Origin of the sequence: Klebsiella sp. K-3, assembly GCF_051207495.1 — a bacterium.
GTDB lineage: Bacteria > Pseudomonadota > Gammaproteobacteria > Enterobacterales > Enterobacteriaceae > Klebsiella > Klebsiella aerogenes.
On record NZ_JBPNXF010000016.1, the window covers coordinates 68361 to 86482 of the forward strand.

At 55.4% G+C, this 18122-nt stretch carries 18 protein-coding genes; 14 read left to right on the top strand and 4 right to left on the bottom strand.

What is annotated here, in order from left to right; genetic code table 11:
• Positions 1-38: 38 nt before the first annotated feature.
• From rmuC to tatD, 8 genes are all read left to right on the top strand, one after another.
• The gene (gene rmuC / locus ACSEMK_RS22055; RefSeq protein WP_411326020.1) at positions 39-1487 is read left to right on the top strand and encodes a DNA recombination protein RmuC; all 1449 of its coding nucleotides are present in this window, start codon (positions 39-41) and stop codon (positions 1485-1487) included.
• Positions 1488-1557: 70 nt separating this feature from the next.
• The gene (gene ubiE, locus ACSEMK_RS22060; protein ID WP_015368847.1) at positions 1558-2313 is read left to right on the top strand and encodes a bifunctional demethylmenaquinone methyltransferase/2-methoxy-6-polyprenyl-1,4-benzoquinol methylase UbiE; all 756 of its coding nucleotides are present in this window, start codon (positions 1558-1560) and stop codon (positions 2311-2313) included.
• Between the two features lie 13 nt (positions 2314-2326).
• The gene (gene ubiJ, locus ACSEMK_RS22065; protein ID WP_032713803.1) at positions 2327-2932 is read left to right on the top strand and encodes a ubiquinone biosynthesis protein UbiJ; all 606 of its coding nucleotides are present in this window, start codon (positions 2327-2329) and stop codon (positions 2930-2932) included.
• Positions 2929-4569, top strand: a complete 1641-nt coding sequence (gene ubiB / locus ACSEMK_RS22070; RefSeq protein ID WP_015368845.1) for a ubiquinone biosynthesis regulatory protein kinase UbiB — start codon at positions 2929-2931, stop codon at positions 4567-4569. The genes ubiJ and ubiB overlap by 4 nt, the downstream gene beginning before the upstream one ends.
• A gap of 131 nt (positions 4570-4700) precedes the next feature.
• Complete coding sequence (tatA, locus tag ACSEMK_RS22075) at positions 4701-4952, top strand: Sec-independent protein translocase subunit TatA (protein ID WP_015368844.1); 252 nt, start codon at positions 4701-4703, stop codon at positions 4950-4952.
• Between the two features lie 3 nt (positions 4953-4955).
• A complete protein-coding gene (gene tatB, locus ACSEMK_RS22080; protein ID WP_087858690.1) occupies positions 4956-5492 on the top strand; it encodes a Sec-independent protein translocase protein TatB in 537 nt (178 codons plus the stop codon).
• 3 nt (positions 5493-5495) lie between these two features.
• Positions 5496-6269: a Sec-independent protein translocase subunit TatC gene (gene tatC / locus ACSEMK_RS22085; RefSeq protein ID WP_015368842.1), complete on the top strand. Its 774-nt coding sequence runs from the start codon at positions 5496-5498 to the stop codon at positions 6267-6269.
• 32 nt (positions 6270-6301) lie between these two features.
• Positions 6302-7096, top strand: a complete 795-nt coding sequence (gene tatD, locus ACSEMK_RS22090) for a 3'-5' ssDNA/RNA exonuclease TatD (RefSeq protein ID WP_435336642.1) — start codon at positions 6302-6304, stop codon at positions 7094-7096.
• Positions 7097-7104: 8 nt separating this feature from the next.
• Here the strand turns inward: tatD and rfaH are convergent, their stop codons facing one another.
• Positions 7105-7593, bottom strand: a complete 489-nt coding sequence (gene rfaH, locus ACSEMK_RS22095; protein WP_015703997.1) for a transcription/translation regulatory transformer protein RfaH — start codon at positions 7591-7593, stop codon at positions 7105-7107.
• Positions 7594-7770: 177 nt separating this feature from the next.
• Between rfaH and ubiD the strand changes: the two genes are divergently transcribed.
• Both ubiD and fre read left to right on the top strand, forming a co-directional pair.
• Positions 7771-9240, top strand: a complete 1470-nt coding sequence (ubiD, locus tag ACSEMK_RS22100; RefSeq protein ID WP_435336643.1) for a 4-hydroxy-3-polyprenylbenzoate decarboxylase — start codon at positions 7771-7773, stop codon at positions 9238-9240.
• A gap of 55 nt (positions 9241-9295) precedes the next feature.
• A complete protein-coding gene (gene fre / locus ACSEMK_RS22105) occupies positions 9296-9997 on the top strand; it encodes an NAD(P)H-flavin reductase (RefSeq protein WP_008807928.1) in 702 nt (233 codons plus the stop codon).
• A gap of 45 nt (positions 9998-10042) precedes the next feature.
• Here the strand turns inward: fre and ACSEMK_RS22110 are convergent, their stop codons facing one another.
• From ACSEMK_RS22110 to fadB, 3 genes are all read right to left on the bottom strand, one after another.
• Entirely contained in the window at positions 10043-10345 is a 303-nt protein-coding gene (locus ACSEMK_RS22110) for a hypothetical protein (RefSeq protein ID WP_213317868.1), read from the bottom strand.
• Positions 10346-10507: 162 nt separating this feature from the next.
• Positions 10508-11671, bottom strand: coding sequence for an acetyl-CoA C-acyltransferase FadA (gene fadA / locus ACSEMK_RS22115; protein WP_008807927.1), 1164 nt, complete (start codon positions 11669-11671; stop codon positions 10508-10510).
• Positions 11672-11680: 9 nt separating this feature from the next.
• Positions 11681-13870 (bottom strand): fatty acid oxidation complex subunit alpha FadB, encoded by a 2190-nt coding sequence (gene fadB, locus ACSEMK_RS22120; protein ID WP_430915467.1) that lies wholly within the window; start codon positions 13868-13870, stop codon positions 11681-11683.
• 191 nt (positions 13871-14061) lie between these two features.
• Between fadB and pepQ the strand changes: the two genes are divergently transcribed.
• From pepQ to hemG, 4 genes are read left to right on the top strand one after another with little or no spacing between them, the layout of a single operon-like run.
• Positions 14062-15393, top strand: a complete 1332-nt coding sequence (pepQ, locus tag ACSEMK_RS22125) for a Xaa-Pro dipeptidase (protein ID WP_435336644.1) — start codon at positions 14062-14064, stop codon at positions 15391-15393.
• Complete coding sequence (locus tag ACSEMK_RS22130; protein WP_015704001.1) at positions 15393-16007, top strand: IMPACT family protein; 615 nt, start codon at positions 15393-15395, stop codon at positions 16005-16007. Before pepQ ends, ACSEMK_RS22130 begins: the two co-directional genes overlap by 1 nt.
• A gap of 41 nt (positions 16008-16048) precedes the next feature.
• Complete coding sequence (trkH, locus tag ACSEMK_RS22135) at positions 16049-17500, top strand: Trk system potassium transporter TrkH (RefSeq protein ID WP_045378745.1); 1452 nt, start codon at positions 16049-16051, stop codon at positions 17498-17500.
• Positions 17501-17511: 11 nt separating this feature from the next.
• On the top strand, positions 17512-18045 hold the full coding sequence (hemG, locus tag ACSEMK_RS22140; protein ID WP_087858686.1) for a menaquinone-dependent protoporphyrinogen IX dehydrogenase: 534 nt from the start codon (positions 17512-17514) through the stop codon (positions 18043-18045).
• The last annotated feature ends 77 nt before the right edge of the window (positions 18046-18122 follow it).

Consider the following 18122-nt stretch of genomic DNA (forward strand, 5'->3'; position numbering starts at 1 on the left):
TCTATTTTTGTGTCGTAAGTGGTTGCCGGGGAGGCGTTGTGGATATCTCTATTGTGATAAGCGCCGTGGTGGCGCTGGCGGCAGGATTAATCGTTGGCTGGCTGGCGACAAAAGCCCGTGCCGATCAAATCCGTGCCGATCTCATTGAAGAGCGCCGCGAGCTGGATATCGAACTTAGCGCCGCACGTCAGCAGCTGGTGCAGGAATCGCACTGGCGCGATGAGTGCGAACTTCTCAACAACGAGCTGCGCAGCCTACGTGATATCAACACCTCGCTGGAGGCCGACCTGCGTGAAGTGACCACCCGTCTGGAATCTACACAGCTGCATGCCGAAGATAAAATCCGCCAGATGGTCAACAGCGAGCAGCGCCTGAGCGAGCAGTTTGAAAATCTGGCGAACCGCATATTCGAACACAGCAACCGCCGGGTTGATGAACAAAATCGCCAGAGCCTGCATGGCCTGCTGACGCCGCTGCGTGAACAGCTCGACGGCTTCCGTCGCCAGGTGCAGGATAGCTTCGGCCAGGAGGCGCGTGAGCGCCACACGCTGGCGCACGAAATCCGCAACCTGCAACAGCTGAACGCACAGATGGCGCAAGAGGCATTGAACCTGACGAAAGCGCTGAAAGGCGATAACAAAACCCAGGGCAACTGGGGAGAAGTGGTGCTAACCCGCGTGCTGGAGGCCTCCGGCCTGCGCGAAGGCTATGAGTATCAAACTCAGGTGAGCATCGAAACCGATAACCGCTCGCGGATGCAGCCGGATGTTATCGTGCGTCTGCCGCAGGGCAAAGACGTGGTTATCGACGCCAAAATGACCCTTGTCGCCTATGAGCGTTATTTCAACGCTGAGGATGATTACACCCGCGAAGCGGCGCTGCAGGAGCATATTGCCTCGGTGCGTAATCACATTCGCCTGCTGGGGCGTAAAGATTACCAACAACTGCCAGGGTTACGTTCGCTCGATTATGTGCTGATGTTCATCCCCGTTGAGCCAGCGTTCCTGCTGGCCATCGACCGTCAACCTGAGCTTATCAGCGAGGCGCTGAAGAACAATATTATGCTGGTTAGCCCGACAACCCTGCTGGTGGCGTTGCGCACCATCGCCAACTTGTGGCGCTATGAGCATCAAAGCCGTAATGCGCAGAAAATCGCCGAGCGCGCCGGGCGCCTGTATGACAAAATGCGACTGTTTGTCGACGATATGTCGGCTATTGGTCAAAGCCTTGATAAAGCCCAGGATAACTATCGCCAGGCGATGAAAAAGCTCGCCTCGGGGCGCGGCAACCTGCTGGTTCAGGCCGAGTCATTCCGTGGCCTGGGAGTCGAGGTTAAGCGCGGGATTAATCCTGATTTAGTCGAGCAGGCCACGGCGCAGGATGACGAATACCGCCTTGAGGAAGATGAAAATTCACCGCAGGAAGATGTCATTAGCTCCGATTCCGCGCCTGCGGCGAGAGCAAACGAGCACGTCAGGCCAAGCTGAAACGTATGGGAAATGGCCTGAATCTGTTACACTCGCTGAACATTTTCTTGATAAGTAAGCGGGCATAGAGATGGTTGAGGATTCACAAGAAACAACGCATTTTGGCTTTCAAACGGTAGCCAAAGAGCAGAAGGCGGACATGGTGGCGCATGTATTCCATTCTGTCGCTGCAAAATATGATGTGATGAACGACTTAATGTCGTTCGGGATTCATCGCTTGTGGAAGCGCTTCACCATCGACTGCAGCGGCGTGCGTCGCGGGCAAACCGTGCTGGACTTAGCGGGCGGCACCGGCGACCTGACGGCGAAGTTTTCCCGTCTGGTGGGCGAAACCGGCCGCGTAATGCTCGCCGATATCAATGACTCGATGCTCAAAATGGGCCGCGAAAAACTGCGTAACATCGGTATTGTCGGTAACGTCGAATACGTTCAGGCCAACGCTGAAGCGCTGCCGTTTGCGGATAACACCTTTGACTGCATCACCATCTCCTTTGGCCTGCGTAACGTTACCGATAAAGACAAAGCGCTGCGTTCAATGTACCGCGTGCTGAAACCGGGCGGACGTTTGCTGGTTCTGGAGTTCTCCAAACCGATTCTCGAACCACTGAGCAAAGCCTACGACGCTTATTCCTTCCACGTGCTGCCGAAAGTCGGCGAACTGGTGGCAAACGATGCGGAAAGCTATCGCTATCTGGCGGAATCCATCCGCATGCATCCCGATCAGGACACCCTGAAAGGCATGATGCAGGAGGCGGGTTTTGAAAGCGTCGACTACTACAACCTGACGGCAGGTATTGTCGCGCTACACCGCGGCTATAAGTTCTGACAGGAGGGACGCTATGCCTTTCGCACCACTGGTTACCGCTGGCATCGAAACGGTTCTTAATACTTTTCTCTGGCGCGACCGCGCGCTTAAACCGGCGCGTCAACGCCTGCTGGGGAAAGTGCTGCGCGTAGAGCTCAAAGAGCTGTCGGCGCCTGTCGTGCTGGCCTTTAGCGAGCAGCAAATCGACGTGCTCGGCGCGTGGGAAGGCGAAGCTGACTGTACCGTAATAACCCGCCTGAGCGTGCTGCCGCAGTTGCGTAACCGCCAACAACTGACCGCGCTGATTCGCAGCGGCGATCTGGAAGTACAGGGCGACCTGCAGGTTGTGCAGAACATGGTCGCGCTTTGCGATCTGGCGGAGTTCGACCCGGCAGAGCTACTGGCGCCATATACCGGCGACATCGTCGCTGAAGGGGTTGGCAAGGTGCTTCGCGGCGGTGCGCGCTTCCTGCTGCAGGGCGCGAAAAGCCAGCAGCGCTACGTCGCTGAAGCGATTACCGAAGAGTGGCGACTGGCGCCGGGGCCGTTAGAGATGGCCTGGTTTGCTGAAGAGTCCGCCGCTGTAGAACGCGCGCTGGCCGCACTGGAAAAACGGCTGGAAACGCTGGAGGGCAAATGACGCCAGGAGAATTACGGCGCCTGTATTTTATCATCCGCACCTTTTTGAGTTACGGGCTTGATGAGCTCATTCCCAAAATGCGTATCACGTTGCCGCTGCGCATCTGGCGGCGAATGTTGTTCTGGATGCCGAATCGCCACAAAGATAAACCGCTGGGTCAACGCTTACGCCTGGCGCTGCAGGAGCTGGGCCCGGTGTGGATTAAGTTCGGCCAGATGCTCTCCACCCGCCGCGATCTGTTCCCGCCGCAAATCGCCGATCAACTGGCGCTGCTGCAGGATCGCGTCGCACCTTTCGATGGCAAATTGGCTAAACAACAGATCGAACAAGCGATGGGCGGGCTGCCCATTGAAGCCTGGTTCGATGATTTCGCCATTGAGCCGCTCGCTTCCGCCTCCATCGCCCAGGTCCATACCGCGCGCCTGAAAGACAACGGCAAAGAGGTCGTCATCAAGGTCATTCGCCCGGATATCCTGCCGGTGATCAAAGCGGACATGAAATTAATCTACCGCCTGGCGCGCTGGGTACCTCGTCTGCTGCCGGATGGCCGCCGTCTGCGCCCGCAAGAAGTCGTCCGCGAATATGAAAAAACGCTGATGGACGAGCTGAACCTGTTACGCGAGTCGGCTAACGCTATTCAGCTACGGCGCAATTTCGAAGATAGCCCAATGCTATACGTGCCGGAAGTCTATTCCGATTACTGTAGCGAAGGCATGATGGTGATGGAGCGGATCTACGGTATTCCGGTTTCCGACGTCGCTGCGCTGGAAGCCCAGGGCACCAACATGCAGTTGCTTGCGGAGCGTGGGGTGCAGGTCTTCTTTACCCAGGTGTTTCGCGACAGCTTTTTCCATGCGGATATGCATCCGGGTAATATTTTCGTTAGCTACGATCATCCGCATGACCCGCAATATATCGGTATCGACTGCGGTATCGTCGGCTCGCTGAACAAAGACGATAAGCGTTATCTCGCAGAAAACTTCATTGCTTTCTTCAACCGCGATTACCGTAAGGTTGCCGAGCTGCACGTCGATTCCGGCTGGGTGCCGCCGGATACCAACGTTGAAGAGTTTGAGTTTGCGATTCGCACCGTGTGCGAGCCCATCTTTGAAAAGCCGCTGGCGGAAATCTCCTTCGGCCACGTATTGCTGAATCTGTTTAACACCGCGCGGCGTTTCAATATGGAAGTCCAACCGCAGCTGGTTTTGCTTCAGAAGACATTACTTTACGTAGAAGGGGTAGGTCGTCAGCTCTATCCTCAGTTAGACTTGTGGAAAACGGCGAAGCCTTTCCTCGAGTCGTGGATTAAGGATCAGGTCGGTATTCCCGCGCTGGTGCGTGCGTTTAAAGAAAAAGCGCCGTTCTGGATTGAAAGGATGCCGGAAATTCCTGAGCTGGTGTACCAAAGCCTGCAGCAGAGCAAACAGCTGCAGACCAGCGTCGATACTATCGTGCGCGACTTCCAGGTGCGTCACGTGCGCCAGGGGCAGTCCCGCTATCTGTTTGGTATAGGCGCCGTTTTGCTTTTAAGCGGTACGCTGTTATTTATCCACCGCCCGGAGTGGGGCATGATGCCAGGCTGGCTGATGGCCGGCGGCGTCGTGACCTGGCTTATTGGTTGGCGAAAAACGCGCTGACAGGTTTCGCGTTTATTCTGGCGCATTGATTCTTGCGCGAAGTCATGTGAGCGGCCTGACAAAGAGGCGTCTCACCGGATGACGTGTATAATGCGCTCTCATCATTCATCATCTGTCATAGGGGAACGTGTATGGGTGGTATCAGTATTTGGCAGTTATTAATTGTTGTCGTCATCGTAGTTCTGCTTTTCGGGACGAAGAAGCTGAGCTCGCTGGGTTCGGATTTAGGCGCATCGATCAAGGGCTTTAAAAAAGCGATGAGCGATGATGAGAAATCTGATAAATCCTCAGCCGATGCAGATTTTGCAGCGAAAACTATCGCTGATAAACAAGATGATGCGAAAAAAGACGAGACAAAACGCCACGACAAAGAGCAGGTGTAATTCGTGTTCGATATCGGTTTTAGTGAACTATTGCTGGTGTTCGTGATTGGCCTCATCGTATTGGGGCCACAGCGACTACCCGTCGCCGTCAAAACGGTGGCCAGCTGGATCCGTACGTTGCGCTCGCTGGCGACCACCGTACAAAATGAGCTTGCCCAGGAGCTAAAACTGCAGGAGTTTCAGGAGAGCCTGAAGAAGGTGGAGAAGGCCAGCCTGGATAATCTGACTCCGGAGCTCAAAGCCTCGATGGATGAACTGCGCGAAGCGGCCGAATCCATGAAGCGTTCCTATACCGCCCACGATCCTGAAAAGGCCAGCGACGAAGCGAACACCATCCATAATCCGGTCGTCAAAGGTAGCGAAGCGCAGCGCCAGGATGTCACACCGGCAACGGCGGAACATCAGGTCAGCGCCCCGGCACATACGCCGGAGCCCGTTGCCGAGGAGCCATCCGTTTCGCCGGCTGAAGTCCCGGCGGTTAAGGAAAAAGCCGCCGCGGCAGTGCCAGATTCTTCCCCCGCATCGAGTGATAAAGCGTAAAAAATGGGCGTAGACGAGACTCAACCGTTAATTTCACATCTGATTGAGCTGCGTAAGCGCCTGCTCAACAGCATCATTGCCATCCTGGTGATCTTCCTGGCGTTGGTTTACTTCGCCAACGATATCTATCAACTGGTTTCCGCTCCGCTTATCAGCAAAATGCCGGTAGGCGCGACGATGATCGCCACCGATGTCGCTTCTCCTTTCTTCACGCCGATCAAACTGACCTTTATGGTTTCGGTGATCCTGTCAGTGCCGGTCATTCTTTATCAGGTATGGGCATTCGTGGCGCCGGCGCTGTATAAGCATGAACGTCGGCTGGTCATGCCGCTGCTGGTTTCCAGTACGCTGCTGTTCTATATCGGCATGGCTTTCGCTTATTTCGTCGTGTTCCCGCTGGCATTCGGCTTCCTGACTCACGCCGCGCCGGAAGGGGTATTAGTTTCGACCGATATCCGTAGCTACCTCGATTTTGTCATGGCGCTGTTCATGGCTTTTGGCGTGTCGTTTGAAGTGCCGGTCGCCATCGTCCTGCTCTGCTGGATGGGCGTCACGACGCCGGAGGATTTGCGTAAAAAACGGCCCTACGTGCTGGTGGGCGCCTTCGTGGTCGGTATGCTGCTGACGCCGCCGGATGTGTTCTCGCAAACGCTGTTGGCCATCCCCATGTATTGCCTGTTTGAAGTCGGGGTGTTCTTTGCCCGTTTCTATACCGGTAAACGCCTGACGCGTGACGAAGATGCCGCCGCCGAAGAGGCGGAGAGCAAAGAAGAGTAACAACGCCAACCGCCCGTCAGGGCGGTTGTCATATGGGAGCTATGATGTTTGATATTGGCGTGAATCTGACCAGCTCGCAGTTTTCTCGCGACCACGACGACGTGGTTGCGCGCGCGCAGGCGGCGGGTGTTCATGGGATGCTGCTAACCGGCGCCAATCTGCATGAAAGCCAGCAGGCGCGGCAGATGGCTGGCCGTTACGCCAACTGCTGGTCTACCGCGGGTGTGCATCCGCACGATAGCAGCACCTGGACTGAGTCGGTGGCTGAAGAAATCCACGCGCTGGCCCGCCAGCCGCAGGTGGCGGCGATTGGCGAATGCGGTCTTGATTTCAACCGCAATTTCTCAACGCCGCAGGAGCAGGAGAAGGCGTTCAGCGCCCAGCTGGCGCTGGCGGCCGAGCTCTCAATGCCGGTATTTTTACATTGCCGTGACGCCCATGAACGGTTTCTTGCACTGCTGGATCCGTGGCTCAATAAACTGCCCGGCGCCGTGTTGCACTGCTTTACCGGTAGCCGCGAGGAAGTGCTTCAGTGCCTTGATAAAGGGTTATTTATCGGTATCACCGGCTGGGTGTGCGATGAGCGGCGGGGACTGGAGCTTCGTGAACTGTTGCCGGCAATCCCGGCGGAACGTCTGTTGCTGGAGACCGACGCGCCATATCTATTACCGAGGGACATGAAGCCGAAGCCCTCCTCGCGGCGCAACGAGCCCGCTTATCTGCCGCATATTCTGGCAAGCGTAGCGGGCTGGCGAGGCGAGGAAGCGCAATGGTTGGAGGAGGTTACGGATGCGAACGTCAGGAAGTTGTTTGGCGTGCGCTTTTAACCGCGCCGTCAGATTTTATAGAAGTCGGTATTTTTAACGCTTTGCAGGACCTGTTTATTCAACAGATTGAGGAGCAGCATTGAACGGGCTTCGCCGTCGGGCTCGGTGAAGATAGCCTGCAGTCCTTCAAAAGCGCCGTCGGTGATCAACACGCTATCGCCTTCATGAGGCGTTTCCGGGTCGGTAATACCTTCCGGTTTATAGATAGAAAGCTGGTGAATCACCTCTGAAGGGACCACTGCCGGTTGGGCGCCAAAACGAACGAAACTGTTCACCCCTCGGGTAGCGCTGATGGTGGTGGTATGAATGATCTCGGGATCGAATTCGACGAACAGATAGTTTGGGAACAGGGGCTCGCTGACCGTAGTACGTTTACCACGGATGATTTTTTCCAGCGCGATCGTCGGCATCAGGCAGTTGACTGCCTGACGTTCAAGGTGTTCCTGGGCGCGCTGAAGCTGCCCACGTTTGCAATAAAGTAAGTACCAGGCTTGCATAATGACTCTTTCCGCTTTACTACCTGCAAGCATAACAAAAGCCTGGAACAATCGCGAAAACCATTATAAGCGAAAGCGTAAATAGCCTGTTCATTTACGCTTATTTAACAAAAGTACAGCATCGTTGCGGCGAAAATCGTATAATCAGCCGCTTGTATAGAGGTCAATAATAACTCCATGAAATACCACGATCTACGCGACTTTCTGACATTACTTGAGCAGCAGGGCGAACTAAAGCGGATAACCCTGCCGGTCGACCCGCATCTGGAAATTACCGAAATTGCCGACCGCACCCTGCGTGCCGGCGGCCCGGCGCTGTTGTTTGAAAACCCAAAAGGCTACTCGATGCCGGTGCTGTGCAACCTGTTTGGCACGCCGCGCCGCGTGGCGCTGGGGATGGGCCAGGAAGACGTCAGTTCGCTACGGGAAGTCGGGAAGCTATTGGCCTTTCTGAAAGAGCCGGAGCCGCCAAAAGGCTTCCGCGATCTGTTTGATAAGCTGCCGCAGTTCAAGCAAGTGTTGAATATGCCGACCAAACGCCTGCGCGGCGCGCCTTGTCAGCAAAAAATCATCCAGGGCGATGATGTCGATCTCAACAAAATACCGATTATGACCTGCTGGCCGGAAGATGCCGCGCCGCTGATTACCTGGGGGCTGACGGTGACTCGCGGCCCGCACAAGGAGAGGCAAAATCTGGGTATTTATCGCCAGCAGCTGATCGGCAAAAATAAACTCATCATGCGTTGGTTGTCCCACCGCGGCGGCGCGCTCGATTTCCAGGAGTGGTGCGCGGGGCATCCCGGCGAGCGTTTCCCGGTATCCGTGGCGCTTGGCGCCGATCCGGCGACCATTCTGGGCGCGGTGACGCCGGTTCCTGATACCCTGTCGGAATACGCTTTCGCAGGCTTGCTGCGCGGCACCAAGACCGAAGTGGTGAAGTGCGTTTCCAATGACCTTGAAGTGCCGGCCAGCGCGGAAATCGTGCTTGAAGGCTACATTGAGGCCGGCGAGATGGCGCCGGAAGGGCCATACGGCGATCATACCGGCTACTACAATGAAGTAGACAGCTTCCCGGTATTTACGGTGACCCATATTACCCAGCGCGAAGACGCGATATATCATTCGACCTATACCGGCCGTCCGCCGGATGAACCTGCGGTGCTGGGCGTGGCGCTTAACGAAGTCTTTGTGCCTATTCTGCAAAAGCAGTTCCCGGAAATCGTCGACTTCTATCTGCCTCCGGAAGGATGTTCCTATCGCCTGGCGGTGGTCACCATGAAAAAACAGTACGCAGGCCATGCCAAGCGCGTGATGATGGGCGTCTGGTCGTTCCTGCGCCAGTTCATGTATACCAAGTTCGTGATTGTCTGCGACGATGACGTGAACGCGCGCGACTGGAATGACGTGATTTGGGCGATTACTACCCGTATGGACCCGGCTCGTGATACGGTACTGGTAGAAAATACGCCAATAGATTATCTGGATTTTGCCTCGCCGGTTTCCGGCCTGGGTTCAAAAATGGGGCTGGATGCCACAAATAAATGGCCTGGCGAAACCCAGCGTGAATGGGGTCGTCCAATCAAAAAAGATCCTGAGGTGACGGCGCGTATCGACGCCATCTGGGATGAACTGGCCATCTTTAAATAACAGTAAGCGGGGCTAACGCCGCTGTTTTGCTCTATAGACCCGACAGAGGGGACGCATGACAACCTTAAGCTGTAAAGTGACCTCGGTGGAGGCGATTACCGATACCGTGTATCGCGTTCGATTAGTACCGGAAGCGGCATTTTCTTTCCGCGCCGGCCAGTATCTGATGGTAGTGATGGATGAGCGCGACAAGCGTCCGTTCTCTATGGCTTCCACGCCGTCAGAGCACGAGTTTATCGAGCTGCATATCGGTGCTTCTGAACTCAATCTGTATGCGATGGCGGTGATGGATCGCATTCTGAAAGAGCGTGAAATTGAGGTTGATATTCCGCATGGCGAAGCGTGGCTGCGCGATGACGAAGATCGCCCGCTGATTCTGATCGCCGGCGGTACCGGATTCTCTTATGTGCGTTCTATTCTGTTAACCGCGCTGGCGCGTAACCCGGACCGCGATATCGCCATTTATTGGGGCGGCCGCGAGGCTAAACATCTGTACGATCTGGCCGAGCTGGAAGCGTTGAGCATCAAGCATCCGAATCTGCGCATCGAGCCGGTGGTTGAGCAGCCGGAAGAAGGATGGCGCGGCCGTTCCGGTACGGTACTGACTGCGGTGCTGCAGGATTACGGTACGCTGGCCGAGCATGATATTTACATTGCCGGTCGCTTTGAGATGGCCAAGATTGCCCGCGACCTGTTCTGTAATGAGCGCGGCGCGCGTGAAGATCGCCTGTTTGGCGATGCGTTTGCGTTTATCTGATCGTGTTTCTAATAAGCATCCAGGCGCGAGACCCGGATGCTTTTTTTACTGCATATCGCTGAAGTAAACGTACAGCGGCCGCTCGTTTTCCAGCAAACAGAGCATGTTTCCAACGCTGTCGCCTTTTTTTGCCAGCGTTGCGGTTAGTTGCGTCGCAATATGCTGGGAACCTACCTTCTCATCATAGCGTTCGCTATTAATATCAGTGATATCTACATGGCTTAATTGCTGGTTAGGCGCCATTTTGCTGATCCCCCATGATAGACACGCCTGAGCGTCAGTTTGTTCATCGGCGAGAGCTGCAGCTGGTAATGCAATCAGTGGGAGAATTAGTAAGAGTTTTTTCATAACTAGTTATTATCATTAATGATTTATACAGTAGTGGAGATAATAACTGAATGATAGAAATAAAAAACCCGCCCCTGACAGGCGGGAAGAACGGCAACTAAACCCCCTCTAATCCATTATTGCCTGTTGGCTGGCAGGCAATAATGGCATCGAGTTTTTTACCTATATCCTCTCGAATACGGTGGCGATCCCCTGACCTAAACCGATGCACATGGTCGCCAGACCGAACTGCGCGTCTTTGCGTTCCATCTGATTGATCAAGGTGGTGCTAATACGCGCCCCGGAACAGCCCAACGGGTGGCCGAGCGCGATCGCGCCGCCGTTAAGGTTGATCTTCTCGTCAATCTGCTCCATTAAGCCCAGATCTTTAATACACGGCAGGATCTGCGCGGCAAACGCTTCATTCATTTCAAAGACGTCGATATCGCTGGTGGATAATCCCGCTTTTTTCAGGGCCAGCTTTGAGGCCGGAACCGGGCCATAACCCATAATGGACGGATCGCAGCCGACCACCGCCATTGAACGGACGCGAGCGCGTGGCTTCAGCCCCAGCTCGCGGGCGCGGCTTTCGCTCATCAGCAGCATCGCCGCCGCGCCGTCGGAAAGCGCGGAAGAGGTGCCTGCCGTGACCGTGCCGGTCACCGGATCGAAAGCCGGTCTCAGTGCCGCCAGCGCTTCTACGGTGGTTTCCGGGCGGATGACTTCGTCATAATTAAAGGATTTCAGCACGCCGTCGGCATCGTGGCCGCCGGTCGGGATAATCTCCGCCTTGAATGCCCCGGATTGCGTCGCCGCCCAGGCGCGAGCGTGGGAGCGTGCGGCGAATTGATCCTGCATTTCACGGCTAATGCCGTGCAAACGCGCCAGCATTTCCGCGGTCAGCCCCATCATACCGGCGGCTTTCGCCACGTTACGGCTAAGGCCCGGGTGGAAATCAACACCGTGGCTCATTGGCACATGGCCCATGTGCTCAACGCCGCCAATCAGGCAGACGCTGGCGTCGCCGGTCATGATCATACGGGCGGCATCGTGCAGCGCCTGCATGGAGGAACCGCACAGGCGGTTAACCGTTGTTGCCGGTACCGAGTGCGGTATTTCCGCCAGCAGCGCGGCGTTACGCGCAATGTTGAAACCCTGCTCCAGTGTTTGTTGCACGCAGCCCCAGTAAATATCGTCAATCGCGCTCGCCTCAAGGGACGGGTTACGCGAGAGCAGGCTTCGCATCAGGTGTGCGGAGAGGTCTTCCGCACGCACGTTGCGAAAGGCGCCGCCCTTTGAACGGCCCATCGGGGTGCGAATTGCATCGACAATGACAACCTGTTCCATTGTGACTCCTTAAGCCGTTTTCAGTTCGCCAACCGGACGGGCTGGTTCTACTGGAGGATAATACGCTTCGTTATGACGGGCCTTATTACGCAGACCCTCCGGCACGGCATAAAGCGGGCCGAGGTGCTGGTATTGCTGTGCCATATCGAGATATTTTGCGCTGCCGATGGTGTCCAGCCAGCGGAATGCGCCGCCGTGGAACGGAGGGAAGCCCAGGCCATATACCAGCGCCATATCCGCTTCCGCCGGGCTGGCGATAATGCCTTCTTCCAGGCAGCGAACAACTTCGTTAACCATCGGGATCATCATACGGGCGATAATCTCTTCATCGCTGAAATCGCGCTTCGGCTGGCTGACTTCGGCCAGCAGACTATCGACTGCGGCATCTTCTTCTTTCTTCGGCTTACCTTTACTGTCTTCTTTATAACGCCAGAAACCGAGGCCGTTCTTCTGGCCGAAACGGCTGGCGTCAAACAGCGCGTCGATAGCATCGCGATAATCTTTCTGCATCCGCTGTGGGAACCCCGCCGCCATTACCGCCTGGGCATGGTGCGCGGTATCGATGCCGACAACATCCAGCAGATAGGCCGGGCCCATCGGCCAGCCAAACTGTTTTTCCATCACTTTGTCGACTTTGCGGAAATCCGCGCCGTCGCGCAGCAGCTGGCTGAAGCCTGCGAAATAGGGGAACAGCACGCGGTTGACGAAGAAGCCGGGGCAATCATTCACCACGATCGGCGTTTTGCCCATTTTGCTGGCCCAGGCCACGACTTTGGCAATGGTCTTGTCCGAAGTTTTCTCGCCGCGGATCACTTCAACCAGCGGCATGCGATGGACCGGGTTAAAGAAGTGCATACCGCAGAAATTCTCCGGGCGCTGCAGAACGCCGGCCAGCTCGCTGATAGGAATCGTTGAGGTGTTGGAAGCCAGCACGGTGTCCGGACGCACTTTCTCTTCGGTTTCCGCCAGTACCGCTTTCTTCACTTTCGGGTTTTCCACCACCGCTTCAACGACGACGTCCACGCGGTCAAAACCGCTGTATTCCAGCGTTGGCTGAATGGTGCTAATCACTCCGGCCAGCTTCAGGCCGTCGATTTTTCCGCGTTCCAGCTGTTTATTCAGCAGCTTCGCCGCTTCGGTCATGCCAAGGGTCAGCGATTTGTCGCTAATGTCTTTCATCACCACCGGCACGCCTTTCCAGGCTGACTGGTAAGCAATGCCGCCACCCATAATGCCGGCGCCTAATACGGCAGCGTGCTTCGGCGTCTCGACATCTTTAGTGAGTTTTTTCGCTTTCGCTTTGACGTACTGGTCGTTAAGGAAGATACCGACCAGCGCGCGCGCTTCGTTGGTGTGCGCCAGCGGAACAAAACTTTGGTTTTCCAGCTTCAGCGCGTCATCACGGCCAAGACGCGCGGCGGCTTCGATGGTTTTTACCGCGGTGATCGGCGCCGGATAATGTTTTCCGGCGGTTTGCGCGACCATACCTTTGGCAATAGTGAAGCTCATGGCGGCTTCAATTTTGCTGAGCTTCAGCGGCTCCAGTTTCGGCTGACGTTTGGCTTTCCAGTCCAGGTCGCCATTAATCGCCTGGCGCAGAATCGCCAGCGCGCCGTCATGCAGTTTTTCCGCGGCAACAATGCCGTCAATGAGGCCAATTTTCAGCGCTTGATCGGCGCCGACGTCTTTACCGGCGGCAATAATTTCCAGCGCGCTATCGGCGCCGAGCAGGCGCGGCAGACGTACGGAACCGCCGAAGCCAGGCATAATGCCCAACTTGGTTTCCGGCAGGCCGATGCGCAGATCCGGCGTGGCGAGGCGATAGTCGGTCGCCAGCACGCATTCGCAGCCGCCGCCCAGCGCGTAGCCGTTAACCGCTGACAGAGTAGGGACCGGCAAATCTTCCAGGCGATTGAAGACGCTGTTGGCAAAGTGCAGCCACTGGCTCAACTGTTCTTCCGGCACCAGGAATAGTGAAAGGAATTCGGTGATATCGGCGCCGACGATAAAGGCCGCTTTTTCAGAGCGCAGCAGCAGCCCTTTGAGATCTTTTTGTTTTTCGAGTACGTCCAGCGCGTGGCCGAGGCTGGCAACGGTTGCAGTATCAAGCTTGTTAACCGAGCCGGGGGCGTCGAAAACCAGTTCGGCAATGCCATTTTCCAGCCAGTCGAGGTACAGGGTGTCGCCTTTGTAGAGCATGTCAGTCTCCTGAATCCAGCAATATGATCTGGTCATACCAGATGACTCGGAGTGTGGAATTTATGTTAAGAAAATGCAAATTACTCTTTAAATAATTGCTGGTCGGATCACATCCGGTAGAAATCACCCGGCCTGGAGCCAATGTGCTAAGATGCGGAGAATCACGATCCAATAAAAGCAAAGGATAAAAGATGGAATCACTGGCCGCGCTTTATAAAAATCATATCGTTACCCTACAAGAACGTACCCGCAAAGTTTTAGACCGCTTCAAGCTGGATGCTCTGCTGATCCACTCCGGCGAGCTGATCAATGTCTTCCTCGACGATCATCCGTATCCGTTTAAGGTTAACCCGCAGTTTAAGGCGTGGGTGCCGGTGACCCAGGTGCCAAACTGCTGGCTGCTGGTGGATGGCGTGAATAAACCGAAGTTGTGGTTTTATTTGCCGGTCGATTACTGGCACAACGTTGAGCCGCTGCCGACCTCTTTCTGGACTGAGGAAGTGGATGTCATTGCGTTGCCGAAAGCCGACGGTATTGGCGGTCAACTGCCCGCGGCGCGTGGCAACATTGCGTATATCGGCCCGGTGCCGGAACGTGCTTTAGGTCTGGAGATCGCGGTAGACAAAATCAACCCGAAAGGCGTTATCGACTATCTGCATTATTATCGCGCTTACAAAACCGATTATGAGCTGGCCTGTATGCGTGAAGCGCAGAAATCGGCGGTCAACGGCCATCGCGCGGCCCACGAAGCTTTCCAGTCGGGGATGAGCGAGTTCGATATTAATCAGGCTTACCTGACGGCGACCGGTCATCGCGATACCGACGTCCCTTACAGCAATATCGTGGCGCTGAATGAGCATGCGGCCGTATTGCACTACACCAAGCTGGATCACCGTGCGCCAACCGAGATGCGCAGCTTCCTGTTGGATGCGGGCGCAGAGTACAACGGCTATGCCGCGGACCTGACTCGTACCTGGGCAGGCCACAGCGACAACGATTTCGCGCAGCTGATTAAAGACGTTAACGACGAGCAACTGGCGCTGATTAGCACCATGAAGGCCGGCACCAGTTACGTTGATTACCATATTCAGTTCCATCAGCGCATCGCAAAGCTGCTGCGTAAACACCAGCTAGTGACCGGCATGAGCGAAGAGGCGATGGTGGAAAACGATCTGACCGGACCGTTTATGCCGCACGGGATTGGTCATCCGCTGGGCCTGCAGGTTCATGATGTCGCCGGTTTCATGCAGGACGATACCGGTACGCATCTGGCGGCGCCGTCGAAGTATCCTTACCTGCGTTGCACCCGTATTCTCGAGCCGCGTATGGTGTTGACTATCGAACCAGGCATCTACTTTATTGAGTCGCTGTTGGCGCCTTGGCGTGAAGGGCAGTTCAGCAAGCACTTCAACTGGCAGAAAATTGAAGCCATGAAGCCGTTTGGCGGGATCCGTATCGAAGATAACGTGGTGGTTCACGAAAACAGTATCGAAAATATGACGCGCGACCTGAAACTGGCGTAATGGAAAGTTGGTTGGTGCCGGCCGCGCCGGTGAGCGTTGTTGAAGAGATCAAAAAGAGCCGTTTCATCACGCTGTTGGCGCATACCGACGGCGTGGCGGCGGCGAAAGCGTTTGTCGAATCGGTCAGGGCTGAGCACCCGGACGCACGTCACCACTGCGTGGCGTGGGTTGCCGGGCCTCCTGATGATTCACAGCAGTTGGGGTTCTCTGACGATGGCGAACCGGCGGGAACGGCAGGTAAACCCATGCTGGCGCAGCTGATGGGCAGCGGCGTCGGCGAGATAACCGCGGTGGTGGTGCGCTACTACGGTGGTATTCTGCTGGGTACCGGCGGCCTGGTGAAGGCCTATGGCGGCGGCGTCCATCAGGCGCTTGCGCAGTTGAAAACGCAGCGCAAGACGCCGTTAACCGCATATACTTTGCAATGTGAATACGGACAGCTGGCCGGGGTAGAAGCGTTGCTGGCGCAGTTCTCGGGCATAATTGTGGAAAGCGAATATCAGGCGTCTGTGCAACTGCGCGTCGCGCTTCCGCAAGCTGAAGTGGCCTCTTTTTCGACAAAACTGGCTGATTTTAGTCGTGGTTCATTGCAATTACTGAAGATTGACGAATAATCCCCACCTGATTTTTTTGTAACCCAAAGGAAGCGCCAGAGATGCATTTTCGCGCGATAACCCGAATCGTTGGACTGTTGGTCATCTTATTTTCGGGGACGATGATTGTCCCGGGATTAGTGGCCCTGATATATCGCGATGGCGCGGGGCGAGCTTTCACCCAAACCTTCTTTGTTGCCCTGGCGATCGGCTCCATGCTGTGGTGGCCGAACCGTAAGCAAAAAGGCGAGCTGAAATCCCGTGAAGGATTTCTGATAGTCGTGTTGTTCTGGACGGTGCTGGGCAGCGTCGGTGCGTTACCGTTTATCTTTGCTGAACAGCCTAATCTGACGGTGACGGATGCCTTTTTTGAATCCTTCTCCGGCTTAACCACTACCGGCGCGACGACGCTGGTGGGGCTTGACTCACTGCCTCATGCCATCCTGTTCTATCGCCAGATGCTGCAGTGGTTCGGTGGTATGGGTATCATCGTGCTGGCGGTGGCGATTTTGCCTATCCTTGGCGTCGGCGGGATGCAGCTCTACCGGGCGGAAATGCCGGGCCCGTTGAAAGACAATAAGATGCGACCGCGTATTGCCGAAACGGCAAAAACGCTGTGGCTTATTTATGTCTTATTGACCGTCGCCTGCGCATTAGCGCTATGGTTTGCCGGGATGCCGGCGTTTGATGCGATTGGCCATAGCTTTGCGACCATCGCTATCGGCGGCTTCTCAACTCACGATGCCAGCGTCGGGTACTTTAATAGCCCGATGATTAACTCCATCATCGCCATCTTCCTCCTAATCTCCGGCTGTAACTATGGCCTGCACTTTTCGCTATTAAGTGGGCGCAGTTTACGGGTTTACTGGCGTGATCCGGAATTCAGAATGTTTATCGGTGTTCAGCTAACCCTGGTTATCGTCTGTACGCTGGTATTGTGGTTACATAATGTCTACGGCTCGGTGTTAACAACGCTGAACCAGGCGTTCTTCCAGGTGGTGTCGATGGCGACGACCGCTGGGTTTACCACCGACAGTATTGCGCGTTGGCCGTTGTTCCTGCCGGTGCTGCTGCTCTGTTCGGCTTTCATCGGCGGCTGCGCCGGGTCAACGGGCGGTGGTTTAAAGGTCATTCGTATCCTGTTGCTGTTTAAGCAGGGGAATCGTGAGCTTAAGCGCCTGGTGCACCCGAATGCGGTCTATAGCATTAAGTTAGGTAACCGCGCGCTGCCGGAACGTATTCTGGAAGCCGTGTGGGGATTCTTCTCCGCCTATGCGCTGGTCTTTATCATTAGTATGCTGGCGATAATCGCGACTGGGGTTGATGACTTTTCTGCCTTTGCTTCAGTTGTGGCGACATTGAACAACCTGGGGCCTGGTCTTGGGGTCGTTGCTGATAACTTTGCGACAATGAACCCGGTCGCGAAATGGATCCTGATTGCTAATATGCTGTTTGGTCGTCTGGAAGTGTTCACCTTATTGGTGCTCTTTACTCCCACTTTCTGGCGCGATTAACAGGAGTGCTCGTGAAAACTTTAATTCTTTTCTCCACCCGGGATGGGCAGACCCGTGAAATTGCCTCCTATCTGGCCTCTGAACTCAAAGAGCTGGGGGTTGATGCGGATACTGTGAACCTGAACCGTACCGAGACGGTTGAGTGGCATCATTACGATCGGGTGGTGATTGGCGCTTCTATTCGCTACGGGCACTTTCATCCAGCGCTGGACCGCTTCGTGAAAAAGCATCTGGCATCTCTGCAGGCGTTGCCGGGAGCGTTCTTCTCGGTAAACCTGGTGGCGCGCAAACCGGAAAAGCGAACGCCGCAAACCAACAGCTATACGCGCAAGTTTCTCCTTAACTCGCCGTGGCAGCCGCAGAGCTGCGCGGTATTTGCCGGTGCGCTGCGTTATCCGCGCTATCGCTGGTACGATCGAATAATGATTCGCTTAATTATGAAGATGACCGGCGGGGAAACGGATACTAGTAAAGAAGTGGTTTATACCGATTGGCCGCAGGTGGCCAGATTTGCCCGAGAAATCGCGCAAATGACGAGCAAATAGCGCGTAAAACTCGCGTTATGGTGGAAAATCGAGCGAACGAAAAGTTTTTTTGAATTTCCTCTTGTCACTTCAGAATT